This is a genomic window from Kitasatospora sp. NPDC001159, from assembly GCF_053598235.1.
In genome coordinates, this window is sequence record NZ_JBSFJV010000070.1 from 1 (window position 1) to 23838 (window position 23838).

Below are 23838 nucleotides of genomic sequence, written 5' to 3' on the forward strand. Positions count from 1 at the left end.
TGGCCTCGACCGGGTGCCGGTGACCCCTGTACGACGGCGACGTGCTCTCCACGAATGATCCCCCTCCGCCGTGATCGATCAGAAGATCATCTCACCCGGTCGGCCAACGTGACAGCGCCCAACGGATAGGTCCGAGGTCCCCGGTGGACTACCCCAGTGATACGCGGCGCCGCCTACGGCCGACAGCCGGGAATTCATGACACTCCCGCAGCCGGACAGGGTCGCGTCGGGTTCGGAGGGCTTCAGTTCCACGTCTGCTGGAGGCGTTGTGATTGGGCGCGCAGCGCCTGCAGGAGCCGGCCGGCGGCGGAGGTGGCTCCGGCTGGGAGGGCGAGGCTGATCCTTCGGGAGAGTGCCGTGGTGGAGTCGGACACGTCCAGGGGGCGGATCGCCAGGTCGGTGCGGTCGGCGGTGATGCCGAGGCGGGGGAGGAGTGCGATGCCAACGCCTGCGGCGACGAAGCCCTGGAGCACCGCGTAGTCGTCGGTGCGCATCACGCGGACCGGCTCGAAGCCCGTGTGTGCGCAGGCCCGGACGAGGACCTGATCGACCGGGTCCCAGTCCGAGTTGCCCATGATCCATCCTTCCTCGCGGAGCGAGGGCAGGCGGACGCGGGGCTCCCGCGCCTGCGGATGGTCGGCCGGCAGGACGAGTTCGAGGGGGTCGTCCAGCAACGGATGGATCTCGAACTGCTCCCCGAGATCGAGGACCTCGCCCGGTGCTGCGAAGACGAGCGCGGCGTCGAGCCGCTTGGCGGCCAACTCGTCTATTAGATATGGCAGTTCTCCCTCTGACAGGGATACCTCGATGCCCTGCTCGTGGAGCTTCTTCACGGCGGGTGGCAGAAGCAGGGCTCCGGCCGTGGGGAAGGTGCCGATCCGCAGGGTCGCGGCGCCCCTCTCGACGAAAGTCCGCAGCTCGTGCTCGGCCAGTTGGACGCGGTCGAGCACGGCTTCGGCGTGGGTGAGCAGCAGCGCTCCGGCAGGGGTGAGCACGGCGCCGCGGGCTCCGCGCCGGACCAGCGGGGTGCGCGCTCGCGCTTCGAGAGCCGTCAGGTGGTGGGTGATAGTGGGCTGGCTGAACCCGAGTGAGCGGCCGGCCGCCGCCAGCGAGCCCTCCCGGGCGACGGCCCGCAGGACCTGGAACTGACGGATCTCGAACATCGCGGGCCTCTCCCGGTGGTGTGTCCGGTGCCAGCCCGGCTACAGACAGAGTATGGAGATCTCCAGAGAAGTGCAGTCTTCTACTGGCGGATGAGACGTGGCACGCTCCACCTCATGAGCACCGCCCCCTCCCCCACGACCGCCCGGCTCAGCGCGGACCAGGCCCGCGCCCCCTACGCAGACGCCGTGCGCGCCTTCGGCACCCGCGACTGGCAGCGGCTGAACGTCCCCGGCCACGGCGCCGCAGCGGACCGCTTCGGCGAGCTGGCGGGCGTGCTCGGCGAGCAGCCGCTCCGCCTGGATCTGCCTCCGCTGCTCGACGGCGTCGACCTGGGCGCGGACAGCCCGCTCGACCAGGCCCTCGGCCTGGCCGCCGCGGCCTGGGGTGCGCGTCGGACCTGGTTCCTCACCAACGGCGCCTCCCAGGGGAACCGGATCGTCACGCTGGCCCTCGCCTCGCTGGGCAGCCGGATCGTGGTCCAGCGCAGCGTCCACTCCAGCGTCATCGACGGTCTCGTCCTGTCCGGCCTGAACGCCGCCTTCGTCCTGCCGTCCGTCGACACCGGGCTGGGCATTGCCCACGGCGTCACCGCCCGCTCCGTGGCCGCAGCCCTGGAGCAGCACCCCGACGCCATCGCGGCCTATGTGGTGACGCCCAGCTACTTCGGCGCGGTCGCCGACGTGCGGGAGATCGCGCAGGCCGCGCACGCCCACGACGTGCCGCTGATCGTGGACGAGGCGTGGGGCTCCCACTTCGGCTTCCACCCGGATCTGCCCGCGGGCGCCCTGGCCAACGGCGCCGACCTGGTGGTCTCCAGCACCCACAAGCTCGGCGGCAGCCTGACCCAGTCCGCGATGCTGCACCTTGCCGACGGCCCCTACGCCGACCAGCTGGAGCCCCTGCTCGACCGAGCCTTCCACCTCACCCAGTCGACCAGCGCCAGCGCGCTGCTGCTCAGCTCCCTGGATCTGGCCCGGCGTGCGCTCGCGCGCGGCGGTGAGCGGATCGGCGACTCGATCGAGCAGGCAGAGCGGATGCGCGCCGCGATCCGCGAGCGTGGCCGCTTCCGCGTGGTCAGCGACGGCTTCCGCCGCTTCGCAGACATCGCCGGCGCCGATCCGCTGCGCGTCGCGGTCGACGTGCTGGCCGGCGGTCTCTCCGGCCACGAGGCGCGCCGGCTGCTCATGCGAGAGCACGGTGTGCTGGTCGAGGTCGCCACGCACGCCGCCGTCGTCGCGGTCGTCGGCGCCGGCGCGGCCCACGACGCCGACCGCTTCGTCGACGCCCTGCACGCGCTGCCGCGGACGGCCGCGCCCGCCCGGTCCGCGTCCCTGACCCAGCTGCCCGAGCCCGGACCCGTGGTGCTGGCGCCCCGTCAGGCCTTCCTCGCGCCCAGCGAGGTCGTCCTGGCGAGGCAGGCCGCCGGGCGAGTCTCCGCCGACACGTTGGCCGCCTACCCGCCCGGCATCCCGAACGTTCTCCCGGGCGAACTGATCAGCACAGAACTCGTCGACTTCCTCCACCAAACGGTCGCCGCCCCCCACGGCCACGTCCGCGGCGCAGTGGACCCACACGTGACCACGCTCCGCGTCCTCACCACCGACGGCGAGACCGCCGGATGAATGCCTCCCCACCCAATCCACCCCGGCTCCACTCGGGCGTAGCACTCACCGCCACGGTGTAGATCTCGGCCAGGCGGGCGCGCTGGTCGGAGGTGACGTGGGTGGCCCAGACGTTCAGGTAGGCGTCGATGACGCCGGCCAGGTCGCCCCGGGCGGCGGCCTCGGCCCTGGGGGTGAGGGCGTGCAGGAGGGCGTCCAGGGCCGCCTGCTCGGCGGTGTCCGGGTCGGGCAGGAACATCGCGCAGCCCACCAGGACCAGGCGGTCGACGCGACCCGGGCCGTGCAGCGGCTGCCCGCAGAGCAGCTGGCGATGCGTCAGAATAGGGCAGGCTGCGTGCCGAGCACCTTTCGAAGCACATCCCGGGAAGTAGGGCTTCATGACCCGCTACTGCGTCGACCCCGACCGGAACGAGCTGACCGCCGCCTGGGGCACCGGCGAAGGCGACCTCACCACCCGCATCGCCGCCCTCCCTACCAGCACGGACACCGCCGCGCTGCTGCGCCTGGCCCGAGCCCTGACCCAACTGTCGGACGCCGCCTGGCATACCTACACCCACCCCGCCAGCGCCGCCGGCTCCCTGGAGCCCAACAGCGAGGGCTGGCGACGCGAGCAAGAACGCCAAGCCTTCAACGAGATCACCGAGGCGATCTCCCAACCCAACCTCCCCCAGGGCGGCTCGGTGACCGTCTCCTACAGCCCCCTCATCGAGTCCGCCCATCAGGTCGGCCGCGCCCTGCGCCCCCTCGACAACCCGCATCTCACCAAAGCCGTGCTCGCCGAGACCACAACCGAACTCGCCGCCGTGGAGAGCGCCGAACGCGGCGACCTCACCGGCCGCGCCCAGCAAGCCGTGCTGCTCAGCCGCGAGGACGCCTCCCCCGTCCAGGTCGCCGCCGCCGACCGGCTCCTCGAACAGGACCCCTTCGGGCCCGAAGCGCTGTTCTCCGACATCGACCCCACCGCCGCCTCGGTCGCAGCCGCCCACTGGCTGGCCGCCGCGGCCGAGGTCGCCGCCGACGCCTCCGGCCAGAACCCCACCGCGGTCCTCCTCGAAGCCGACGACATCGAGGCCCTCCCCCACGAGACGCCTACCCTCGTCCTGGAAATCCTCGACTCCGGCGCCTCCCCCAACGACGCCGTCACCACCCTCGTCCGCCACGCCATGCACGTCGCCGACGGCCTCCTGCCCGACCCCGCCGCCCTGCGCGAGCAACTCGACGACTTCGAGGACACCCTCGCCGAGTACACCGGCGACGACGAGGAGCCGGACATCGAGGACGTCGCCCTGCGCCTGACCCCGCTCGACCCCAAACGCCCGGCCCGCGACCTCCTTGAAGACCTCCTCGCCGGTATCCACGGCTGCTGGCTCCTCCACAGCGAGTACGACGAACTCGACAACGAAGAGGAGGACGACACCGAGAACGGTGACGAGGAACGTGAGGCCGAAGCGCACCAGCACCACAGCCGCGCACGCTTCGCCCAACTCGTCCGCGCAGCCGCCGCACGCAACCGCGACCGGCTGATCTGAGGCGCCCCGCACCCGACAGGGCGACCGGCACGGTCACACGCGGAATCGACAAACCCACTCAGGGTTTCTCCCTTGCGCGACGCCAAGTGCGTCGGCGCCGCACACGACCGGAGCCCGGTGCCCCCTCAGGCGGGGCACCGGGCTCCGGTCGGCTTGCACCGTGGGTCAGCGGACCGGGTGCAGGGCCGTGGTGTCTTCCGTGTGGAAGCCGAGGCTGCTGGTGACGTCGACGACGCCGTCCACGCTGCGGCACAGCCGCTCCACCACCGACACCAGGGCACGGTGCTCGACCGTGCCAGCCAGGGTGACCCGGCCTTCGTGGACCTGGATGTCGATGGCGTCCGGGGACAGTCCCAGCGTGCGGTCGAGGACGTCCCGGCGGATCTCCTCGCGGATCGCCCGGTCCTGCCGCAGGAAGACGCGCAGCAGGTCGCTGCGGCTGACGATGCCGACCAGACGTCCTGCCTCATCGACGACGGGGAGCCGCTTGAGGTTCTTGCCCTGCATCAGGCGGGCGGCTTCGACCACGGTCCACTCGGGCCGGGCGCAAACGGCCGGGCTGGTCATCAGGCCCTCGGCGGTGGTGGCTCGGCTGCGGGCGCGGTCGCGCGGCGGCAGGTCCGGGGTGAGCAGCAGGCCGGCGGGGTCTTCCTGGGCGGCTTCGTTGAGCAGCAGGTCGGCCTCGGAGACCAGTCCGAGCGGACGGTCCTCGTGGTCCAGGACGGGTACGGAGGTGATGTCGTGCTCGGCGAGCAGCCGGGCGATCTCCTTGAAGCCGGTGTCGGGTCGTACGTGCACGACGGCGTGGGTCATCAGCTCTCCCACGATCCGGTGTCGCATGGTGGCTTTCTCCTTTCTGGTGGACGGTGGCGGGGGTCCTGGGGTGAGGTGCGGGGTTCGCGGGCTCAGTCGCTGGGGTGGCGGACGATGACCACGGGGCACTTCGCGTGCTGGACGCAGTGCTGGCTGACGGATCCCAGCAGTGCGCCGGTGAAGCCGCCGTGGCCCCGGCTGCCGACGACCAGGAGGTCGGCGCCGTGCGCCGCGTCGAGCAGGCACGGCACGGCGCCGCCCTCGACCACCCGGGCCTGGATCTCGCCCGGGCGCTCGGCGTCGGTCGCCTCGGCGATGGCGTCGTCGAGCACCTTGTGCGCGATGTCGGCGAGGTCCTCGTCGGCCGTGATCGGCACGGTCCAGCCGGTGGCCACCGGGTACTGCCAGGCGGTCACCGCCTCGACGACGGCGCCACGCGCACGGGCCTGGTCCACGGCCCAGCGCAGCGCGTCGATGGAGGACGGCGAGCCGTCCACGCCGACCACGATCCGCCGCTGCGTCTCGGTCTGCTCGGTCACGGTGTGCTCCCTCTCGTTGCGGTTGTCTCCACCATCGGGCGACCGGCTCGGTGCGGCGAGGGCCTGAGGGGGCCTTGCTGCCGGGACCTTCAGCCCGCCTGCGGACACGGCTGCGGCACCAGGGCGAGAGGAGGTTCCTCCGGAAAGAGGTCCATGAGCCCGCGTCATGGCGTAGCCGGGGTGGTGGTGCGCTCGCTCGGCCACGGGGTGCGTGTGTCTGGCCTGCTCGCCGTCCTGACGGCCGTCCGGTCACCGGGATCGCCGCTGAGCGCGGCCGGGACCCGAAGCCGACGCCACCGGGACCGTTGTGCCGCCTGTCGTGACCAATGGCCCACAGACCGCGCCCGGCGGCCGAGAGCACGCTGGCATCCACATCCCGTCCCGCGGGGTCCAATCCCATCGGCAGAACGCCGCGAGGGCCGACCGGTTGCTCACGCACACCGGCTTCGGCGCGGCAGAGTTGAGGAGTTGTCCAATGGCGAAGGCGTATCTGGTCGGTGGCGGCATCGCCGCCCTGTCCGCGACAGCGTTCCTGATCCGTGACGGCGGCTTCGCCGGCCGTGACATCCACATCTTCGAGGCGCAGGACGAGGTCGGCGGCAGCCTGGACGCGGGCGGCACCGCGGAAGCGGGCTACACGATGCGCGGCGGGCGGATGTTCGAGGCACAGTTCCGCTGCACCTACGACCTGCTCTCCGGCATCCCGTCACTAGACGACCCGGCGAAGTCGGTCACCCAGGACATCTACGACTCCCACGACGAGTCCCCGTGGGACGACGCCGCCCGCCTGGTGCGCGCCGGCGGCGTGATCGCGGACGGGCACGCCATGGGCTTCTCGGAACGGCACCGCCTGGAAATGGTGAAGTGCCTGGCCACGCCGGAGCGGCTGCTGGACGGCAAGCGGATCACCGACTGCTTCGAGGAGAGCTTCTTCCGTACGGACTTCTGGTACATGTGGTGCACCACGTTCGCGTTCGAGCCCTGGCACAGCGCGATCGAGTTCCGGCGCTACCTCAAGCGCTTCGTCCACCTCTTCCCGGAGTTCCAGACGATGTCCGGGATCTACCGGACCCGCTACAACCAGTACGACTCGATCGTCCGCCCGCTCACCGCCCGGCTCCTGGAGCAGGGCGTCCACCTCCACACCGGCCACCGGGTCGCGGACCTGGCCTTCCGGCACGGGCCGGGCACGAGCGTCGAGCGCATCCACTTCACCGGCGCGCACGCCGACATCCCGGTCGCCGAGGACGACCTCGTGTTCGTCACCAACGGCTCGATGACGGCCGACTCCGCCTTCGGCTCCCACACCGCCCCGCCAGAGGATCCGGACACCTCCCTCAGCCCCGACTCCTTCCTGCTGTGGCACCGGATCGCGCGCGGCCGCGAGGACTTCGGCCACCCGGCTGTCTTCGACCACAGCGTCAAGGACTCCACCTGGGAGTCCTTCACCGTCACCGCCAAGGACCCGGCGTTCCTAGACTGGATGGAGGAGTTCACCGGCCGTGCCACCGGCCGCGGCGGCCTGCTCACCCTCACCGACTCCCCCTGGCTGCTCACCATCGTGGTCAACCGCCAGCCGGTCTACCAGCAGCAGCCTGACGACGTCTCGGTCTGGTGGGGCTACGGCCTCTTCCCCGACGAGCCCGGGACTTTCGTCCAGAAGCCGATGCGGGAGTGCAGCGGGGAGGAGATCCTCCAGGAGGTCCTGCGGCACCTGGCCGTGGACGCCGCCACCGCCGAGCGCGTCGCCGGGACGTCCACCGTCGTCCCCTGCCTGATGCCGTACATCACCAGCCAGTTCCTGGTCCGCAGCCAGGGCGACCGGCCGCAGGTCGTGCCGGAGGGATCCACCAACCTCGCCTTCATCGGCCAGTACGCCGAGGTCCCCGACGACGTGGTCTTCACCGTCGAGTACTCCGTACGCACCGCCTGGACGGCTGTGGCCGGGCTCCTCGGCCTCGACCGGCGGCCCCCGGCCGTCCACAAGGGCCACCACAACCCGAACGTCCTGGCCCAGGCCCTGCACACCATGCACCGCAAGTGACGGCAGCAGGGGCCGGGCGCAGAACCCGGCACCTCCTAAACCGCCCGCAACCTCACGCCCACCGCATCACGCCTTCGAGGCCCACCAACTCACCGCTCCGGCACCAATTCCAGTGAAGGAGAGTTCACCATGGCCGTCCACCACGCCCACGCACCTCGGATGCCCCGCCGCCTCACCGCCGGGCTCCACCACCGCACCACGCAGCCGGCCGACCGAGCCGCCGCCGGCGCGGCTACGGCCGCCGCGGCCACGGCCCTGGCCGCCGCGCGGGTCAGCCTCGGCTTCGTCTTCCTCTGGGCGTTCCTCGACAAGACCTTCGGCCTCGGCTACGCCACCAGGAGCGCCAGCTCGTGGGTCAACGGCGGATCACCGACCAAGGGCTTCCTCGGCCACGTCTCGGCCGGCCCGCTGCAGTCCACCTTCCACCACTGGGCCGGACAGGCCTGGGCCGACTGGCTGTTCATGCTCGGCCTGCTCGGCATCGGCCTCGCCCTCATCGGCGGGGTCGGCCTGCGGATCGCCGCGGCAAGCGGCACGGTGCTGCTGGCCCTGATGTGGGCCGCCGAATGGCCGCCCGCCCGCCACCTGGCCAACGGCGCGGCCAGCGGATCCAGCAATCCGGTCGCCGACTACCACGTCGTCTACGCCCTGCTGCTCATCGCGCTGGCCGCCACCGGTGCGGGCAACAGCTGGGGCCTGGGCCGCCGCTGGGCCGCCCTCCCGGTCGTGCGCGACCGCCCCTGGCTGCGCTGACCCCCAGCCGCCGACACCACACCGGCCGGCCGCGACACCATCGTCGCGGCCGGCCGGTGCGCGTTGCGCGTGCCGCAGGCCGCTCTCGGGACCGTTGCCCGGCCCCGCCGGGCAACCCGTGACCGGCGGAGTCCGCCCGCGACGTTCGGCCGGGATTCTCGCGACCGCCGGAGGTAACCGAGTTCCGGGCAGGACGAAGCTCCTCGGCGTGGCGCCGTGGCGGGAACTGGACGACACGCCGGGGAGCGGCGCGGAAGGTGCGGTCAGACGGCGTGCAGGCCGTGGGTGGTGAAGACCTCCCGGGCCGCGGCCGTCTGGTCGGCGGTCGGTTCAGGGGCCGGGAAGCCCTGCATCCGGTCCCGAAGGTCCCGGGTACAGGACCCTGCTCACGAATCGGGCACGATGGCCACCGGGCAGGCGGCGTGGTGCAGGACGGCGTGGGCCACCGGACCGAGCAGGCCCACCGCGCCGACGGGCCGTCGGCCCAGCACCAGAAGCCGTGCCTTGCCGGAGACCTCGACCAGCGTCCGGCCCGGTCCGGCGTGCTCGACGTCCTCAAGGACCTCGACCCCGGGGTGGGCCGCCTTCCAGAACGCCAGGGCGCCCGCGAGCAGTGCGGCCTCACTGCCGCGGCCCGTCGGCGGCGCGGCTCCGGCGTGGACGGCCCGCAGCGGCAGTCGGTAGCGGTGTGCGGCGGCGAAGGCGAAGTCGAGCGCTGCCTCGGCCGGGCGGCGGGCGTCCACACCCACCACCACCTGCTCGCGCGGCTGCGGGCCCGGGGGTTCCGGCGGGATCACCACCGTGGGGCAGCCGCCACGGGCGGCGAGGTGCAGGGTTGTGGAGCCGACGCGCAACTGCGGGAACCCGTCGCTCCCGCGTGCTCCGAGCACCAGCAGGTCGGCGTCCTCGCCTGCGGCGAGCAGTGTCGCGGTGACGGTGTCGTGGGCCTCCTCGGTGCGAATCCGCAGGCGCGGGTAGCGCATCGCGAGGAGGTGCTGGACCTCGTGGAGGAGTTCAGCGCCGGACCGAGCGGGCGCGGTCCAGGAAGGGAGCAGATGGGGCATCAGCGGCAGGGCGTGCAGGACGCGCAGCGGCCGGTCCCGCAGCAGCGCCTCGCGGGCGGCCCAGTCGGCGGCCGCCAGACTGGCGTCGGAGCCGTCGACTCCGACGGCGACGGGCAGGTCCATGGTGATCGTCTCCTCGTGGTCGCTCCCCCGGTTTCGGGTCAGCCCTGCCAGGTCCAGTCGGTGACCTCGGGCAGGTCGGTGCCGTGCTCGCGGATCCAGTCGTGGTGGCGGGTGCGCTGGTCGGCCATCTCTTGGCGCAGGGCGGCGGTTGGTACGGCCAGGCCGGGGACGCGGTCGATGACGTCCATGACGAGGCGGTAGCGGTCGAGGTCGTTGCGGACGACCATGTCGAAGGGCGTGGTGGTGGTGCCGGACTCCTTGTAGCCGCGCACGTGCAGGTGTGGGTGGACGGCCCGGCGGTAGGCGAGGCGGTGGATCAGCCACGGATAGCCGTGGTAGGCGAAGATCACCGGCCGGTCCCGGGTGAACAGGGCGTCGAACTCGGCGTCCGGCATGCCGTGCGGGTGCTCCTCGGCGGGCATCAGTCGGGCCAGGTCGACCACGTTGACCACCCGGACGCGGAGGTCGGGCAGGTGCCGGCGGAGCAGGTCGGCGGCGGCCAGGACCTCCTGGGTGGGGACGTCCCCGGCGCAGACGAGGACGACGTCGGGCTCGCGGGTGCCGTCGTCGGTGCCGGCCCATGTCCAGATGCCGGCGCCGCGGGCGCAGTGGGCGCGGGCCTCGTCGAGGGTGAGCCAGTCGAAGCAGGGCTGCTTGCCGGCGACCACGACGTTGACGTAGTCGCGGCTGCGCAGCACGTGGTCGGCGGTGGCGAGCAGGGTGTTGGCGTCCGGCGGGAAGTACACCCGGACGGCCTCGGGGCTCTTGTTGAGGACGTGGTCGACGAAGCCCGGGTCCTGGTGGGAGAAGCCGTTGTGGTCCTGGCGCCAGACGTGGGAGGTGAGCAGGTAGTTGAGCGAGGCGATCGGCGCCCGCCAGGGCAGCGCGCGGGTGGTGCGCAGCCACTTGATGTGCTGGTTGACCATCGAGTCGACGATGTGGACGAAGGCCTCGTAGCAGGAGAACAGGCCGTGTCGGCCGGTCAGCAGGTAGCCCTCCAGCCAGCCCTGGCAGGTGTGCTCGGAGAGGATCTCCAGCACCCGGCCGTCACGGGCCAGGTGCTCGTCGACGGGCAGGGTGTCGGCCTGCCAGGCCTTTCCGGTCGCCCGGTAGACGGCTTGCAGGCGGTTGGAGGCGGTCTCGTCCGGACCGACCAGGCGGAAGTCACGGCGTTCGGCGGTGGCCGCCGTCAGGTCGGCGAGCAGGTCGCCCAGGACCCGGGTCGGCTCATGCAGCGTCGTACCGGGCTTGTCAACCCGGACGGCGTAGCGCTCCAGGGACGGCATCGGCAGGTCTCGCAGCAGCAGGCCGCCGTTGGCGTGCGGGGTGGCGCCGAGGCGGCGGGTGCCTTCGGGGACGCAGTCGAGTACCCGCGCCGCCGGGCGGCCGTGTTCGTCGAAGAGTTCCTCCGGCCGGTAGGAACGTAGCCAGTCCTCCAACTGCCGCAGGTGCGCGGGGTTGTCGCGGACCTGGTCGAGCGGGACCTGGTGCGCACGCCAGGTGCCCTCGACCGGCAGCCCGTCCACCTCGGCCGGACCGGTCCAGCCCTTGGGCGTGCGCAGCACGATGAGCGGCCAGTGGGGTCGGCGGATGCTGCCGCCGGCGCGGGCCTCGTGCTGGATGGCGGCGATCCGGTCGAGGGCGGTGTCCATGGCCTCGGCCATGGCGCGGTGGACCGTCAGCGGGTCGTCGCCGCCGACGTACAGCGGGAAATGGCCGTAGCCGCGGAGCAGGGCGTCGAGCTCCGCCTCGGGCAGGCGGGCGAGCACGGTCGGGTTGGCGATCTTGTAGCCGTTGAGGTGGAGGATCGGCAGGACGGCGCCGTCGTGGACGGGGTCGAGGAACTTGTTGCCGTGCCAGGAGGCCGCCAGTGGGCCGGTCTCGGCCTCGCCGTCGCCGATCACGCAGGCGACCAGCAGGCCGGGGTTGTCGAAGGCGGCGCCGTAGGCGTGCGAGAGTGCGTAGCCGAGTTCCCCGCCTTCGTGGATGGAGCCGGGCGTCTCGGGAGCGACGTGGCTGGGCACGCCACCGGGGAAGGAGAACTGGCGGAACAGCCGGGCCATGCCGGCCTCGTCGCGCGTGATGTCGGGGTAGGTGTCGGTGTAGCTGCCGTCGAGCCAGGAGTTCGCGAGGACGGCGGGCCCGCCGTGCCCGGGGCCCCAGACGCAGACGGCGTCGCGGTCTCGGTCCTTGATCACGCGGTTGAGGTGGGTGTGCACCAGGTTGAGGCCGGGCGAGGTGCCCCAGTGGCCCAGCAACCGGGGTTTGATGTGCTCGGGGCGCAGCGGCTCGCGCAGCAGCGGGTTCGCCATCAGGTAGATCTGGCCCGCCGCAAGGTAGTTGGCGGCCCTCCAGTGAGCGTCGAGCGCGTGCAACTCCTGTTCGGACAGCTCACCGGGGGCCGGGCTGACGACTGCGGACATGGCTGGGATCTCCTCGGGATCGGTGGGCTTCGCCGGCCGCCGACGGCGGACCATCCCATCGTCCCGCCGCGCATTCGGCCGGGCACAGGGCCGACCGGGCTACAATCCCGGCCCCGGGGGAAGGACGTACGACCCACCATGCCGCCTGCATCACCCGGACGGCCGCAGCCTGACGGACCGAGCGGGACCTGCGGCCCCGGAGGCGGTGGGGTCCACCGCCTCCTCGTGTCCACCGAACACGCGGGTCCTCCATACGAGTCCGTCTCCGCCCGGCTCTCTGGCCTCTGCCCTTCACCGGACAGGAACAGTCGGCCGCGTCATGCCGATCGAGCCGGCATCCGCCGCCGGGCCATCCTCCGGACGGGCGGCCGGTCCGGATGACGGTCCCGGTACGAGACGGTTCGTGTCGGTCGTCCACATGGTCCTGACGGCATTGCCGGAGATTCCCCGGCCACGCCGCCGGTGCCGAGGAGTGAGGATCGACCCACAACCCCGGATTCGACTTCCCTGGGCAGGCGAGAAACGGAACCGATTCCGATGACAGCTCAGCCCGGTCCGTGTGGGCGCCCGTTACGCGTGGCCGGCCCGAGAGGCGATGGTCCCCTGCGCGGGGCCTTTGGGCTCCTGCTTCCCCTCCTCCGCGGAGGCGAGGACGGTGGTCCCGGTGGTGCCGAGGAGGATGCCGAGGGCGTTGTCGAGCGGGCCGATCGCGGCGAGCCCGCCGGTGCGCTCGGCGAAGGAGGCGGCGGCTTCGGCCTTGGGCCGCATCGAGCCCTCGGGCAGGTCCAGTGCGCGCAGCCCCTCGGGGGTGGTGGTGAGCAGCGGACGGGGGTGCCTGGTGCCGAAGCCGGTGAACACGTGGGTGACGTCGGTGAGGATCAGCAGGGCGTCGGCGTCGAGCTGTTCGGCGAGCAGGGCGGCGGTGAGGTCCTTGTCGACGACCGCCTCGACGCCGCGCACCCGGCCGGTGTCGGGGTCGCGGGTGACCGGGATTCCACCGCCGCCGGCGGCGATCACCACCGTTCCGGCGGCCAGCAGGTTGCGGACGATCGGGACCTCGGCGATCGCCACCGGCCGGGGAGAGGGGACCGTGCGACGCAGGCGGTCGCCATCCCGGGCGGTGGTCCAGCCGCGTTCGTTCTCCATCAGGCGGGCCTGGGCTTCGGTGAGTTGGCCGCCGATGAACTTGCTCGGCTGTCGGAAGGCCGGATCGTGCGGGTCGACCTCGGTGTGGGTGACGACGGCGGCCACCGCGCGCCCCGGCAGCCGGCTCGTCAGTTCGCGGGCGAGGAGGGTGCCGATCATGCCCTGGGTCTGCGCGCCGAGAACGTCCAGCGGGTAGGGCGCGCTCAGGGCCGGGTCCGCCTCGCTCTCGGCGGCGAGCAGGCCGACCTGCGGGCCGTTGCCGTGAGTGATCACCACCTCGTGCCCGGCCTCGACGAGTTCGGCGAGCGAGCGGGCGGCCTGGTGAACGTGGTGCAACTGAACGTCGGCGTCGGGGTATTCGCCCCGCTGGAGCAGGGCGTTTCCGCCGATTGCGGCGACGATGCGCATGGTCAGTTCCTCCCCAGGGGGGGCGACCTGGACCTCGGCGGGGGTGAAGTCCTGTTCGCGCAGGTAGTGCCGGCCGTGCAGGTTGACGGTCATGGCGGGTTTCCCTTCGGGAGGGATCAGTTAGCGGGGTCGCGCTGGATGGGGCAGCTCATGCAGCGTGGGCCGCCGCGACCGCGGCCGAGCTCGGAGCCGGCGATGGTGACGATCTCGACGCCCTGCTTGCGCAGGTACGTGTTGGTGGTGGTGTTGCGCTCGTAGCCGACGACGACACCGGGCTCCAGGGCGAGGAAGTTGCTGCCGTCGTCCCACTGCTCGCGCTCGGCGGCCCGGGCGTCCTGCTCGGCGGAGAGGAAGCGGACCTTGTCCAGGCCGAGGGCCTCGGCAAGTGAGGCGGCGAGGTCGCTGTCCGGGACGACGTCGAAGCCGGCGGGCCGTTCGGGGGCGGGGGTGAGGGTCCATGAGCGCAGCCGGTCGGCCAGCCCCGGGTAGACAGCGAAGGTGTCCCGGTCGATCATCGTCATGACGGTGTCCAGGTGCATGAACGCCCGGCTCTCCGGCAGCCGGACGGCGATCAGCCGGTGCGCGGCGCCGAACAGGAAGAGGTTCTGGGCGAGTTGCTCGACGGCCTGGGCGGTGGTGCGCTCGCCCATGCCGACCATGACCACGCCCGGGGCGATCACGTGGACGTCGCCGCCCTCCAGGCTCAGCCCGGGGCCTGCCGAGGTGCCGTCCAGCAGCGGCGGCGCGGTCTCGGCGAACAGCAGGTGGAAGCGGTAGATCGCGGCGGTGTGCAGGGTCTCCCGGCGGCGGGCGGGCCTGGCCATCGGGTTGAGGCTGTAACGGGGGCCGATCCAGCAGGAGTTGTCGCGCGGGAAGAGGTGGTTGGGCAGGGGCGGGAGGGCGAAGTCCTGCTTGCCCAGGGTTTTCCAGAGCAGGCTGTGCGGGTTTCTGATCGGCAGGTCGTCCTTGAGGACGCCGCCGATCAGGTACTCGGCGAGCGTGGTGCCGTCGAGTTGCCCGCACAGCTCCCGAACCGGGTCGACCAGGGCCGGGCCGACGGTGGCCGGTGTGACGACCTGGCCGAGCAGCCAGGTGCGGGCCGGTGGCAGTTCGAGGGTCTCGGCGAGCAGGTCGGCGTAGTGGTGGACGCGCACGCCGTGGTCGCGCAGCACTTGGGCGAAGGCGTCGTGCTCCTCGCGGGCGCGCTTGGCCCACAGGATGTCGTCGAAGAGCAGGTCGTCGACGTTGCGCGGGGTCAGCCGGGCCAGTTCCAGGCCCGGGCGGTGCAGGATCACCTGGCGCAGCCGGCCGGCTTCCGAGTCGACACGCAGAGTGGACATGTCGGTGTGCTCCTTGGTTCTCAGTGCTGGTGGCGCGGCAGCAGCGCGCGGCGGAGGATGGTCGGCAGGCCGACCGGGCGGGCGGTGCGGGCCGCCTTCGGCAGCGTCTCGTCGCCGCGGGCCGGCCCGATGTCGGCGAGCGGGGTGCCGGTGCCGGTGAGGACGCCCGTCGCGGGTCGGGCGTGCGGGCGCTTCAGCCAGATGTAGACCGGGATGCCGAGCAGGATGGTGAACAGGCCGTAGTAGACGGTCTGGTAGCCGCTGCCCTGGATCGACCAGTACGAGAAGGCCAGCGCCAGGACGGTGACGGCGATGTCCCGTGCGAAGCGGCGCCGGTCGAGCTCCTCGCGGCCGTGCTGCACCAGCCAGTACAGCTGGGCGGCCGCCGAGACCAGGTACGGAATGACCGCGGTGAGCACGCTCAGCAGCACGATCTCGGTGAAGACCTTGGTGAAGCGGGTGTAGCTGACCACGGTGAGCAGCGAGGCGAGGACGGTCGCGGAGACGATGCCGAAGGCCGGCACCTCGCCGCGGCCGCGGACCTTGGTGAAGGCCGCCGGGAAGAGCCCGTCGGCGGCGGCGGCCATCGGCATCTCCGCGCAGATCAGGGTCCAGCCGTTGAGCGCGCCGATGCCGGAGATGATCGCGGCCGCGGCGACCAGGTTGCCGGCCCAGTGGCCGCCCGCGATGTTGTTCACGGCTTCCGTGAACGGCGCTGCGGAGGAGCCGAGTTGGGCGTGCGACACGGTGCCGAACACGGCCAGGGTGCCCAGCAGGTAGATCGCGGCGCAGGCCAGTGTGCCGTACACGGTCGCCCGCGGCACGTTGCGCTTCGGCTCCCGTACCCGCCCGGCCGCCACCGAGGCGGTCTCCAGGCCGATGTAGCTGAACAGCCCGATCGCCCCCGCCGCCGAGACGGCCCCGAGCGCCGAGCCTCCGCTCGCGTTGAAGGCGCCGAAGTTGCCGGACTTCACGAAGAGCAGGCCGGCCGTGGCCATGAACGCCAGCGGCAGGAACTTCAGCACTGTGGTCACGACCTGGACGGCCCCGATGGCGCGCACGCCGGCCAGGTTGACGATCGCGGGCAGCCACAGGCCCGCCAGCGCGATGGCTATCGAACCCCAGGTGTGGTGGCCCTTGTTGACGAACACCTCGACGTAGCCGACCCAGGCCACCGCGATCGCGGCGTTGCCGGCCCAGGCGGTGATCCAGTACGACCACGCGGTGAGGAACCCGGCGAACTCGCCGAACGCCTCCCGAGCGTAGACGTACGGGCCGCCGCTGCCCGGCACCCGCTCCGACAGCCGCCCGAAAGTGACCGCCAGAGCCAGCGCGCCGATCGTCACCAGGACGAACGCCACCAGCGCGATCGGACCGTACGGCGCGAGCGCGGACGGCAGCGCGAACACCCCTGTGCCGATGATGCTGCCGACCACCAGCGCGGTCGCGGCCGGCAGGCCGAAGCCGCCGCCGTTTCCCGGCTGACCGTCATCCGGCTTTCTCTGCAGTGGTTCTCTGCGGTCGTGTGCGGACATCAGGCGCTCCTTCGCGATGTGCTCAGGGAGACGGACAGGCACCGGTTCGCCCGTCGCTCACGGTGAAGATCCTCGGGTTGCGGCCGGGTGCCGTCCCAGGGACCGACGGCCCTGTCTGCGTCGCCGGCGGTCCCGTCGCCGTGCCCCGATGGTCCCGAGGCCGCGGGCGGGCCGACCGGGCGTCTCCGGCCAGGACGCCGCACCGGCCCGGTGCGGGTCCGGTGCGGGTCCGCTGTGGTCAGGGACCAGCGGCCCTCCGGACGGCCCACTCGGCCCCTATGCCCACCCGGGTCGCCGCCGACAGCGTTCTCTACACAGGACCTGGAGGTGTCCTGGCCGTACGTCACCTGACCACCACTGAGGAGAACGAGATGACGCGCTGTGTTCTGACCGGGTTCGACGGATCACCACAGAGCGAGGCTGCGGCCCGGTGGGCCGCCGAGGAGGCGGTCCGCCGCGGCGCCGACCTGCGTATCCTGCACGCCTGGCCCTGGCTGAACACCGAGTACGCCGAGGGCTCCCTGGCCGGAGACCTGCGCCCGGCCGCGCTGCGGGCGCTGGCCGACACCGCCGAACGGATCCGCCGGGCTCACCCCGGGCTCTCGATCGAGACCGCCGAGGTTGGCGACGACCCGGCCGACGCGCTGGTCGCCGCGGCCAAGGGCCAGGAGCTTCTCGTCCTCGGCTCACGCGGGCTCGGCGGCTTCGCCGGGCTGCTGGTCGGCTCGGTCGGTCTCGCGGTGGCGGCACGCGTCGGCATCCCGCTGGTTCTGGTCCGGGCGGACGGGAGCACCGCGCCCCGGGGCAAGGGACCGGCCCACCGCGAGATCGTCGTCGGGGTCGACGCCCGCCACCCCTCCGACGCGGTCCTCGACTTCGCGTTCACCGAGGCCGCCCGCCGGCGGGTGCGGCTACGGGCCGCCCACGGCTGGGACCTGGTACCCGCGTGGACGGCCGCTGGCTGGGTGCCGCCCCAGGTGGACGCCGCCACTCAGGAGGCCACCGAGCGGGCCGTGCTGGCCGGGGCCCTCGCCGCCGCACGAGCCGCCCACCCGGACGTCGAGGTGATCGCCGAGACCCGGCTCGGCGGGGCCGCCCGCGCCGTCGTGGACTGTGCCACGGGCGCCGACCTCGTCGTCGTCGGCCGGCACGACCACCGCCACCACCCCCTGGGGATGCGGCTCGGTCCCGTCGCCCATGCCGCGCTCCACCACTCCCCCGCCCCTGTCGCGGTGGTCCCACACCCGTGAGCCCGGCGCTCTGCCCGCCAGTCTGTGAAGGATCCACCAATGCCCAGTACGCGCCGCACCCGTCCCGCCCTCCCCTGGCGCCGCCACCTGCGCCGGGCCCTCGGCACCGAACGCAATGAGCTGGCCCGGTCTGTGGACCGTGCCCGCAGCCGCTCACTGGTCCTCGCCGCACTCGCGGTCACCCTGGCGGCACTGCTCGGCGCCGCGTCCGCCTGGGCGCACCTCGGCTCGGCAGAACGCCGCGCAGCCGCGGCGGCACCCCACCTGCATCGCCTCGACGCCGTCCTGCTCACCCCGGCCCGGCCGGCGGCCGGCATCTTCGGCGCCACGGCCGACCGCTACCAGGCCACCGCAGCGTGGACCTACCCCGCTGGGCAGCACAACACCGGCACGGTCGGGCTGACCCGGCCGGCCCGGACGGGCTCCACCACCGACATCTGGGTCGGCGACACCGGGCAGCCGGCCACCGCCCCGCCCAGCACCGCCAACCTGGTCTCCGACGCGGTCTGCGTCGGCCTGTTCGTCCTCGGCTGCCTGCTCGTACTCACCACCTGCGGCCTCGGCCTCCGGATGACCAGCCTGGACCGCCAGGCCGACGCGGCCTGGCAGCACGCTTGGGCCGAACTCGAACCCGTCTGGACCGGACGCGCCTTCCGCAAGCCCAGCAATGACGACTCCCGGCGCGGCTGAACCAGCGCCGCCCGCGGGCCCGCTCCGAACGGGCCCGCAGGGGCAGCGACCGGTCGGCACACGGGCACGGGACAGACCCCTGACTCCCCGCGCCCGTTGCCCGAATAGGGCCGTCCGGCCCTGTTGCGCGCACCGCAGCACACGGCAGACTGCCCAAGGTCTCGCCCGCCCACTCCGGTGGCGGGTCCAGGAGTACGGAGATTCGATGGCGGACAGGACAGCAGCCCAGGCGAGCCCCCCGGTCAAGGTGTTCCTGCTCGACGACCACGAGGTCGTCCGCCGAGGCGTACACGACCTGCTGGACGCCGAGCCCGACCTCACCGTGGTCGGCGAGGCCGCCACCGTCGACCAGGCGCTGGCCCGCGTCCCCGCGCTGCGCCCGGACGTCGCGATCCTGGACATGCGCCTGCCGGACGGCGACGGTGTGACGGTCTGCCGCGAGCTGCGCTCGCGGATGCCCGAGCTGGCCTGCCTGGTCCTCACCTCCTTCGACGACGAGGAGGCGCTGCTGGACGCCATCATGGCCGGCGCCGCCGGGTACGTGCTGAAGCAGATCAGCGGCACCGACCTGGTCTCGGCCGTACGCACGGTCGCCTCCGGGCAGTCGATGCTGGACCCCGGCGCCACCACCCGGCTGATGGCCCGTCTGCGCGGCGAGGCGGCCCCGCAGGCCCCCGACTTCCCCCAGCTCACCGAACGGGAGCGGGAGATCCTCGCCCTGGTCGGGGAGGGCCTGACCAACCGTCAGATCGGAGAGCGGCTCTACCTGGCCGAGAAGACCGTCAAGAACCACGTCTCCCGGCTGCTGGCCAAGCTCGGCGTCGAACGCCGCGTCCAGGCCGCCATCATCGCCACCCAGACCCTGGCCGCCCACGACCACACGGCAGGACGGCTCGTCCGCTGAGACCCGACACCGACAGGTCGGACCGCCCGGCCGTCCTGCGGGGACCAACGGCTCTGCCCTGCCCGCCGGAGCAGGACGAGCATCAATGCCATGACACCTGACACCGCGCCGCTGGACGAGCGGTACTGCCTGCACCTGTTGGCGAGGACGTCGATCGGGCGCGTCGTCTCCACCGTCGGCGCGCTTCCGGCCGTCCATCCGGTCCGATACCGGCTCGATGGCGACAGTGGCGTCCTCCTGCGCGCCCCGCCGGGTCCGAGTCCCTCCGGGCGGTCGCTGGCGCACTCGTCGCCTTCCACGCCGACGAGGTGCTGATACTCACCGGGATCACCGTGGAGCGGTTCCGCACCGAGATCGCCGCCCACAGCCGTCACTCGACTGACGGAAGTTCGGCCGCCCTGGTCGGTCGCTCGTGGGGAACCGTCGGTTCGCCTCGTCCTGGGGGATCTCGCCCAACGCCCGGCGGACGTACTTCTGCTCGACCCCGGCGAAGTCCTCCCTCCCTCATGCTCCCGCGCCACTCGTCGGCACGGACCGACCTGGGCACAGCGGGCCCAAGCACCCGCAGGTTCAACGCAACCCGGCGCCCAGGTCACGGGAGATCGCACGCGCGGTGTCCCGAACAACACTCACCAGGCCGGGCCGTACGGTCCCGCCGTCGCAGATGCGCTCCACCGGGCCGCTGACGCCCAATGTCCCGACCACGTTCCCCGGACGGTCGCGGACCGGCGCGGCCACCGACGCGGTGCCCGCCCAGGCCTCCTCCACCGAGGCGGCCCAGTCGCGCTGACGGATCAGCTCAGCCTCGCCGGCGACGTCGGCGCCGCCCGTGGGGCTGCACGGGGTAAATGCCTCGCAGGTCAGGCTGGGCGGGTTCCGGTGCAACGACGGGTCGTGGGCCAGCAGGACCTTGCCGAGGGCGGTGGCGTGCAACGGCTGCATGGTGCCCACCTCTAGGACCTGGCGGCTGTCGTCGGGGCGGAAAACGTGGTGGACGATCAGCACCCCGTCCTGGTGCCGGACGCCGAGGTGAACAGTCTCGCCCGAGGCGCGGGCGAGGTCGTCCGTCCACAGCTGGGCGCGGGCGCGCAGCTCGTGCACGTCCAGGTAGCTCTGTCCGAGGCGCAGGAGTTCGGGGCCAAGTTGGTACTTGCCGCTGTCGGGGTCCTGTTCGACGAGCCCTTCCTCGCGCAGGGTACGCAGGATTCCGTGTGCGGTGGCTTTGGCCAGCCCCAGGGAGGTGGCGACGTCTGCGAGGCCGAGCCGGCGTTCACCGCCGGCGAGCAGGCGCAGGATGGCGGTCGCGCGGGTCAGCGACTGGATGGGGCGGGACACTGGACGTCTGCTCGGCGTTCGTTCGGCGGCCGGGCTCAGTGGCGGTTGCCGAGGGCGAAGAGCAGGATGACGAAGCCGGCGAACAGGTGGGTGCCGAGGATGTAGATCCCGGCCCGGATGAGCATGGCCTTGCGCCGCTTCTTCTCGTCGCCGGTGGCGCTGCTCATGGTCGGTGCTCCTGCTGTCGGGTGGCGGGGCGGTCGTGGCGGGGCCTCGGACGGATGTGCAGGCGCTGGCCGGTGACGGCAGCCTCGGCGAGCCGTTCGCGCAGGGCGGTCAGGTCGACGACATCGGCGGTCGTGGGGGTGCCGTGGTCGTCGTAGGGGGTGATCTCGAAGCGCAAGGACGTCCTTCCGGGTCGGGCTAGGGTGCGGGCTTGGTGGGAAGCGGCAGCTGGACGCGGACCGTCTTACCCGTGTTCAGGGTGGAGGGGGTGATGACGAGGCGCCCGCCGAAGTCGTGGACGAGTTCCGCGATCACCCTCAGACCGCCGGTGGCGGGCACCGACGGCACCCTGGGGTGCTGATCGGCCACCAGGACTTCGAGGTAGCTGTCGCCGAGGCTCAGGGTCAGCCCGAGCTGGGGTGAGCGCTCGGCGGCATGGCGCACGCAGTTGGTCACCAGTTCGGTGACGATGAGCAAAGCGGCGTCCAGGACGGCGGCGCCGCCCGGCAGGCCCCACGTGGTGAAGCGGATCTGCGCGGTGCGCCGGGCCAGCGGGATCGTGGGCGCGAGTGTCGGGAGGGACAGCGTGAGGTGTCGCCCGGCGTCGATGGGCGGGTCCTCGCGGGCCTGCGGGACTCGCTCCCAGTCTCGCCAGTTCCGGCGTCCCGAGCGGCGGGTCACCGCCAAGGCTCGCACGGTGCGGTCATCGGTCCACTCCATTTCATACCGTGGCGTCCGCCAGGACGCCGGTGGTGTGCAGCTCAGTACGGGCGTGGGCGATGGCGTCGGGCGTGTGGGCGAAGACCCGCCCCTGCTGCTGGAGGGTGTCCAGGACGCCGAGGGCGTCAAGGGTCCGCCGGTGGCCGTCCTGTATGCCCGAGACCAGGACAAGGATGCCGCGCCGTTCCAGCTTGCCGATCGCGTCGCCCAGCACCAGGGCGCCGGTGGAGTCGATCGCGGTGACGTGGGACAGGCGCAGGATAACGGCCTTGACGTCGGTGGTTTCGGCGAGCTGGAGCAGGAAGCGGTGTGCGGCCGCGAAGAACACCGGGCCGTTTATCCGGTAGGCGACGATGTGCTCGGCGAGCAGCGCCTGCTCCTCCTCGTGATGGTCGGCCGGAGCCAGACCGTCATGCAGCGGCACCTGCTGAAGCCTCGCGGACCGCGCGACCTGACGCAGGGCCAGGATGCCGGCCGCGGCCAGACCGACGATGACGGCCGTGACCAGGTCAAAGGCCAGGGTCGCGGCAGCAGTGAGCACCAGGACGGCGGCCTCGCCGCGTCCACTGCGGGCCAGCGCCCGCAGCGAGGCGACCTCCACCATCCGGACCGCGGTGGCGATCAGGACGCCTGCGAGCGCGGCCAGCGGGATGCTCTCGACGAGCGGCGCGGCGACGAAGACGACCACCGCGAGCACGGCCGCGTGCACCAGGGCGGCGAGCCGGGAGGCGGCCCCGGAGCGGACGTTGACGGCGGTACGGGCGATCGCGCCGGTGGCGGCGACGCCGCCGAACAACGGGGCGACCAGGTTGGCGACGCCCTGGCCGAACAACTCCCGGTCACTGTCGTGACGTTCGGACACGCTCATCGCATCAGCGGCGGTCGCTGACATCAATGACTCCAGCGCCGCCAACGCCGCGACCGCGAGGGCGGCGGTGAGCAGGTGCGGAACCGCGCCGAGGTCGAGGAAGCCCAGCGACGGCAGCGGCAGTCCGGCCGGGAGGTGGCCAATGGTCGCCACGTCCAGGTGGGCGAAGTGGGCCACCAAGGTCGCAGCGACGACGGCGAGCAGTGAGAACGGGATGCCGGGACGCAGCCGTGCGCCGACGAGCATCACCGCGGCGACGGCGAGCGCCACGGCGAGCGCGGCCGGGTGCGGGTGGCGGGCGAAGTTCGCGAGGGCCTGTCCGGCGACGACCACGACGTTCTCGGCGTCACCCTTCTTGACGCCAAGGGCGACGGGCACCTGCTGGAGCCCGATGACTCCGGCGATGCCGAGGGTGAAGCCCTCGACGACCGGCGCGGGCACGTAGGCCATGAAACGGCCGGCCCCACCGAGGGCGAGAGCGATCAGCAGCACGCCGGCGATCAGGCCGACGGTGAGGACGCCGGAGGTGCCGTACCGGTGCACGATCGGCACCAGGACCACGGTCATGGCGCCAGTCGGGCCGCTGACCTGGAGATTGGAGCCGCCGAATATCGCGGCCAGGGCGCCGGCGACCACGGCGGTGGCCAGCCCGGCCTCGGCGCCGGCGCCGGAGGCGACGCCGAAGCCGAGCGCGAGCGGCAGGGCGACGATCGCCACCGTCAGGCCCGCCAGCAGGTCCTTGCGCGGTGAGCGCCCCATGGTGGCGAGGATCGCGCGGTTCGGCAGGACGGCCCGGACTCGTCCGGCGGCCCGGCCCATGAGGGTGGTCTGCGTGGCGCTCACGCGATCTTCTCCGATGCTCCCTGCACGCCGACCTCGCGAAGCTCGGCGAGCAGCGTCCCCTGCTCGGTGATCATCTCGGTGAGAATGCGGCGCGCGGCCCGCAGCAGCTCCGCGACATCCGGCGTGCTCAGCGCGTACACCACGGTGTTGCCCTCGCGGGTGGCCGTGACCAGGTTGCTCCGGCGCAGGACGCCGAGCTGCTGGGAGAGGCTGGACGGCTCGATCTCGATCGAGGCGAGCAGCTCACGCACCGGGCGCGGACCGTCCCGGAGCAGTTCCAGTACGCGGATGCGCGCCGGATGGCCGAGCGTGCGGAAGAACTCCGCCTTGGCCTGGTAGAGCGGGACGGCCATGCTCAGTCTTCTTCCTCTTCCTCGGCGGCGCGCTCGACCTCGATGCCGTGGTGGGCGGCGATCCGCAGGAGCTGCGTGATGCGTCCGACGTACGCCTGCGCGCCGTCCTCGTCGTCTGCCGCCCGAGCGCTTGCCCGCTGCCGGCGGGCCTCGGCGAGCTGCTCGCGAAGCTCCTGGTCGAAGACGTCGCTCATGTGCCCCCTCGCC

23 protein-coding genes are annotated in these 23838 nt (G+C 72.5%); 7 read left to right on the forward strand and 16 right to left on the reverse strand.

Annotated features, from left to right (window positions below; genetic code table 11):
• Window positions 1–242: 242 nt before the first annotated feature.
• Window positions 243–1163, reverse strand: a complete 921-nt coding sequence (locus tag ACWC9T_RS28935) for a LysR family transcriptional regulator (RefSeq protein ID WP_449823991.1) — start codon at window positions 1161–1163, stop codon at window positions 243–245.
• A gap of 114 nt (window positions 1164–1277) precedes the next feature.
• On the opposite strand from ACWC9T_RS28935, the gene ACWC9T_RS28940 reads away from it, so the two are divergent.
• Complete coding sequence (locus tag ACWC9T_RS28940; protein ID WP_449823992.1) at window positions 1278–2786, forward strand: aminotransferase class I/II-fold pyridoxal phosphate-dependent enzyme; 1509 nt, start codon at window positions 1278–1280, stop codon at window positions 2784–2786.
• Here ACWC9T_RS28940 and ACWC9T_RS28945 read toward each other — a convergent pair.
• A complete protein-coding gene (locus ACWC9T_RS28945) occupies window positions 2758–3024 on the reverse strand; it encodes a hypothetical protein (protein ID WP_449823993.1) in 267 nt (88 codons plus the stop codon). The genes ACWC9T_RS28940 and ACWC9T_RS28945 overlap by 29 nt on opposite strands.
• Window positions 3025–3163: 139 nt before the next feature.
• Between ACWC9T_RS28945 and ACWC9T_RS28950 the strand changes: the two genes are divergently transcribed.
• Window positions 3164–4315 carry a hypothetical protein gene (locus tag ACWC9T_RS28950; protein ID WP_449823994.1) on the forward strand — a complete coding sequence of 384 codons (1152 nt, stop codon included), beginning with the start codon at window positions 3164–3166 and terminating at the stop codon, window positions 4313–4315.
• A 165-nt stretch (window positions 4316–4480) separates the two neighbouring features.
• Here ACWC9T_RS28950 and ACWC9T_RS28955 read toward each other — a convergent pair whose 3' ends face one another.
• Window positions 4481–5155, reverse strand: coding sequence for a CBS domain-containing protein (locus tag ACWC9T_RS28955; protein ID WP_449823996.1), 675 nt, complete (start codon window positions 5153–5155; stop codon window positions 4481–4483).
• A 65-nt stretch (window positions 5156–5220) separates the two neighbouring features.
• Window positions 5221–5667 carry a universal stress protein gene (locus tag ACWC9T_RS28960; RefSeq protein ID WP_449823997.1) on the reverse strand — a complete coding sequence of 149 codons (447 nt, stop codon included), beginning with the start codon at window positions 5665–5667 and terminating at the stop codon, window positions 5221–5223.
• A gap of 475 nt (window positions 5668–6142) precedes the next feature.
• Between ACWC9T_RS28960 and ACWC9T_RS28965 the strand changes: the two genes are divergently transcribed.
• A complete protein-coding gene (locus ACWC9T_RS28965; protein ID WP_449823998.1) occupies window positions 6143–7711 on the forward strand; it encodes an oleate hydratase in 1569 nt (522 codons plus the stop codon).
• A gap of 129 nt (window positions 7712–7840) precedes the next feature.
• Entirely contained in the window at window positions 7841–8464 is a 624-nt protein-coding gene (locus ACWC9T_RS28970; RefSeq protein WP_449823999.1) for a hypothetical protein, read from the forward strand.
• Between the two features lie 386 nt (window positions 8465–8850).
• Here ACWC9T_RS28970 and ACWC9T_RS28975 read toward each other — a convergent pair whose 3' ends face one another.
• The 5 genes from ACWC9T_RS28975 to ACWC9T_RS28995 form a co-directional block, all read right to left on the reverse strand.
• Window positions 8851–9651: a universal stress protein gene (locus ACWC9T_RS28975; RefSeq protein WP_449824000.1), complete on the reverse strand. Its 801-nt coding sequence runs from the start codon at window positions 9649–9651 to the stop codon at window positions 8851–8853.
• Between the two features lie 38 nt (window positions 9652–9689).
• Window positions 9690–12074, reverse strand: coding sequence for a phosphoketolase family protein (locus ACWC9T_RS28980; RefSeq protein ID WP_449824001.1), 2385 nt, complete (start codon window positions 12072–12074; stop codon window positions 9690–9692).
• A 570-nt stretch (window positions 12075–12644) separates the two neighbouring features.
• Window positions 12645–13628, reverse strand: coding sequence for a carbamate kinase (locus ACWC9T_RS28985; RefSeq protein WP_449824031.1), 984 nt, complete (start codon window positions 13626–13628; stop codon window positions 12645–12647).
• A 116-nt stretch (window positions 13629–13744) separates the two neighbouring features.
• Window positions 13745–14968 carry an arginine deiminase gene (locus ACWC9T_RS28990; protein ID WP_449824002.1) on the reverse strand — a complete coding sequence of 408 codons (1224 nt, stop codon included), beginning with the start codon at window positions 14966–14968 and terminating at the stop codon, window positions 13745–13747.
• Window positions 14969–14988: 20 nt separating this feature from the next.
• Window positions 14989–16404, reverse strand: a complete 1416-nt coding sequence (locus tag ACWC9T_RS28995; protein WP_449824032.1) for an amino acid permease — start codon at window positions 16402–16404, stop codon at window positions 14989–14991.
• Window positions 16405–16874: 470 nt separating this feature from the next.
• Between ACWC9T_RS28995 and ACWC9T_RS29000 the strand changes: the two genes are divergently transcribed.
• The 3 genes from ACWC9T_RS29000 to ACWC9T_RS29010 all read left to right on the forward strand — a co-directional run bounded on the left by ACWC9T_RS29000 (window position 16875) and on the right by ACWC9T_RS29010 (window position 19347).
• The gene (locus tag ACWC9T_RS29000; protein ID WP_449824003.1) at window positions 16875–17753 is read left to right on the forward strand and encodes a universal stress protein; all 879 of its coding nucleotides are present in this window, start codon (window positions 16875–16877) and stop codon (window positions 17751–17753) included.
• Window positions 17754–17792: 39 nt separating this feature from the next.
• Entirely contained in the window at window positions 17793–18443 is a 651-nt protein-coding gene (locus ACWC9T_RS29005; protein ID WP_449824004.1) for an Rv1733c family protein, read from the forward strand.
• Between the two features lie 205 nt (window positions 18444–18648).
• The gene (locus ACWC9T_RS29010) at window positions 18649–19347 is read left to right on the forward strand and encodes a response regulator (RefSeq protein ID WP_449824005.1); all 699 of its coding nucleotides are present in this window, start codon (window positions 18649–18651) and stop codon (window positions 19345–19347) included.
• A 570-nt stretch (window positions 19348–19917) separates the two neighbouring features.
• Here the strand turns inward: ACWC9T_RS29010 and ACWC9T_RS29015 are convergent.
• Genes ACWC9T_RS29015 through ACWC9T_RS29045 form a run of 7 tightly spaced genes read right to left on the reverse strand, consistent with a single transcriptional unit; the run spans window position 19918 to window position 23825 of the window.
• Window positions 19918–20682, reverse strand: coding sequence for an IclR family transcriptional regulator (locus ACWC9T_RS29015; RefSeq protein ID WP_449824006.1), 765 nt, complete (start codon window positions 20680–20682; stop codon window positions 19918–19920).
• 35 nt (window positions 20683–20717) lie between these two features.
• Window positions 20718–20849 (reverse strand): DUF6126 family protein, encoded by a 132-nt coding sequence (locus ACWC9T_RS29020; RefSeq protein ID WP_220450012.1) that lies wholly within the window; start codon window positions 20847–20849, stop codon window positions 20718–20720.
• Window positions 20846–21025 carry a hypothetical protein gene (locus ACWC9T_RS29025; protein ID WP_449824007.1) on the reverse strand — a complete coding sequence of 60 codons (180 nt, stop codon included), beginning with the start codon at window positions 21023–21025 and terminating at the stop codon, window positions 20846–20848. The genes ACWC9T_RS29020 and ACWC9T_RS29025 overlap by 4 nt, the downstream gene beginning before the upstream one ends.
• 20 nt (window positions 21026–21045) lie before the next feature.
• On the reverse strand, window positions 21046–21534 hold the full coding sequence (locus ACWC9T_RS29030) for an ATP-binding protein (protein ID WP_449824008.1): 489 nt from the start codon (window positions 21532–21534) through the stop codon (window positions 21046–21048).
• A gap of 34 nt (window positions 21535–21568) precedes the next feature.
• Window positions 21569–23254 (reverse strand): SulP family inorganic anion transporter, encoded by a 1686-nt coding sequence (locus ACWC9T_RS29035; protein ID WP_449824033.1) that lies wholly within the window; start codon window positions 23252–23254, stop codon window positions 21569–21571.
• A gap of 20 nt (window positions 23255–23274) precedes the next feature.
• Window positions 23275–23631 (reverse strand): ArsR/SmtB family transcription factor, encoded by a 357-nt coding sequence (locus ACWC9T_RS29040; protein WP_449824009.1) that lies wholly within the window; start codon window positions 23629–23631, stop codon window positions 23275–23277.
• 2 nt (window positions 23632–23633) lie between these two features.
• The gene (locus ACWC9T_RS29045) at window positions 23634–23825 is read right to left on the reverse strand and encodes a hypothetical protein (protein ID WP_449824010.1); all 192 of its coding nucleotides are present in this window, start codon (window positions 23823–23825) and stop codon (window positions 23634–23636) included.
• Between the last annotated feature and the right edge of the window lie 13 nt (window positions 23826–23838).

What these genes read in the sequence shown, in the direction of transcription:
- ACWC9T_RS28950 (WP_449823994.1), top strand. Translation starts at nt 3,164, where the DNA reads ATGACCCGCTACTGCGTCGACCCCGACCGGAACGAGCTGACCGCCGCC.
- ACWC9T_RS29040 (WP_449824009.1), bottom strand. Translation starts at nt 23,631, where the DNA reads ATGGCCGTCCCGCTCTACCAGGCCAAGGCGGAGTTCTTCCGCACGCTC.
- ACWC9T_RS29010 (WP_449824005.1), top strand. Translation starts at nt 18,649, where the DNA reads ATGGCGGACAGGACAGCAGCCCAGGCGAGCCCCCCGGTCAAGGTGTTC.
- ACWC9T_RS28945 (WP_449823993.1), bottom strand. Translation starts at nt 3,024, where the DNA reads ATGTTCCTGCCCGACCCGGACACCGCCGAGCAGGCGGCCCTGGACGCC.
- ACWC9T_RS28935 (WP_449823991.1), bottom strand. Translation starts at nt 1,163, where the DNA reads ATGTTCGAGATCCGTCAGTTCCAGGTCCTGCGGGCCGTCGCCCGGGAG.
- ACWC9T_RS28940 (WP_449823992.1), top strand. Translation starts at nt 1,278, where the DNA reads ATGAGCACCGCCCCCTCCCCCACGACCGCCCGGCTCAGCGCGGACCAG.
- ACWC9T_RS28990 (WP_449824002.1), bottom strand. Translation starts at nt 14,968, where the DNA reads ATGTCCACTCTGCGTGTCGACTCGGAAGCCGGCCGGCTGCGCCAGGTG.
- ACWC9T_RS28985 (WP_449824031.1), bottom strand. Translation starts at nt 13,628, where the DNA reads ATGCGCATCGTCGCCGCAATCGGCGGAAACGCCCTGCTCCAGCGGGGC.
- ACWC9T_RS29035 (WP_449824033.1), bottom strand. Translation starts at nt 23,254, where the DNA reads ATGGGCCGGGCCGCCGGACGAGTCCGGGCCGTCCTGCCGAACCGCGCG.
- ACWC9T_RS29000 (WP_449824003.1), top strand. Translation starts at nt 16,875, where the DNA reads ATGACGCGCTGTGTTCTGACCGGGTTCGACGGATCACCACAGAGCGAG.
- ACWC9T_RS28970 (WP_449823999.1), top strand. Translation starts at nt 7,841, where the DNA reads ATGGCCGTCCACCACGCCCACGCACCTCGGATGCCCCGCCGCCTCACC.
- ACWC9T_RS28965 (WP_449823998.1), top strand. Translation starts at nt 6,143, where the DNA reads ATGGCGAAGGCGTATCTGGTCGGTGGCGGCATCGCCGCCCTGTCCGCG.
- ACWC9T_RS29005 (WP_449824004.1), top strand. Translation starts at nt 17,793, where the DNA reads ATGCCCAGTACGCGCCGCACCCGTCCCGCCCTCCCCTGGCGCCGCCAC.
- ACWC9T_RS29045 (WP_449824010.1), bottom strand. Translation starts at nt 23,825, where the DNA reads ATGAGCGACGTCTTCGACCAGGAGCTTCGCGAGCAGCTCGCCGAGGCC.
- ACWC9T_RS28980 (WP_449824001.1), bottom strand. Translation starts at nt 12,074, where the DNA reads ATGTCCGCAGTCGTCAGCCCGGCCCCCGGTGAGCTGTCCGAACAGGAG.
- ACWC9T_RS29020 (WP_220450012.1), bottom strand. Translation starts at nt 20,849, where the DNA reads ATGAGCAGCGCCACCGGCGACGAGAAGAAGCGGCGCAAGGCCATGCTC.
- ACWC9T_RS28975 (WP_449824000.1), bottom strand. Translation starts at nt 9,651, where the DNA reads ATGGACCTGCCCGTCGCCGTCGGAGTCGACGGCTCCGACGCCAGTCTG.
- ACWC9T_RS28955 (WP_449823996.1), bottom strand. Translation starts at nt 5,155, where the DNA reads ATGCGACACCGGATCGTGGGAGAGCTGATGACCCACGCCGTCGTGCAC.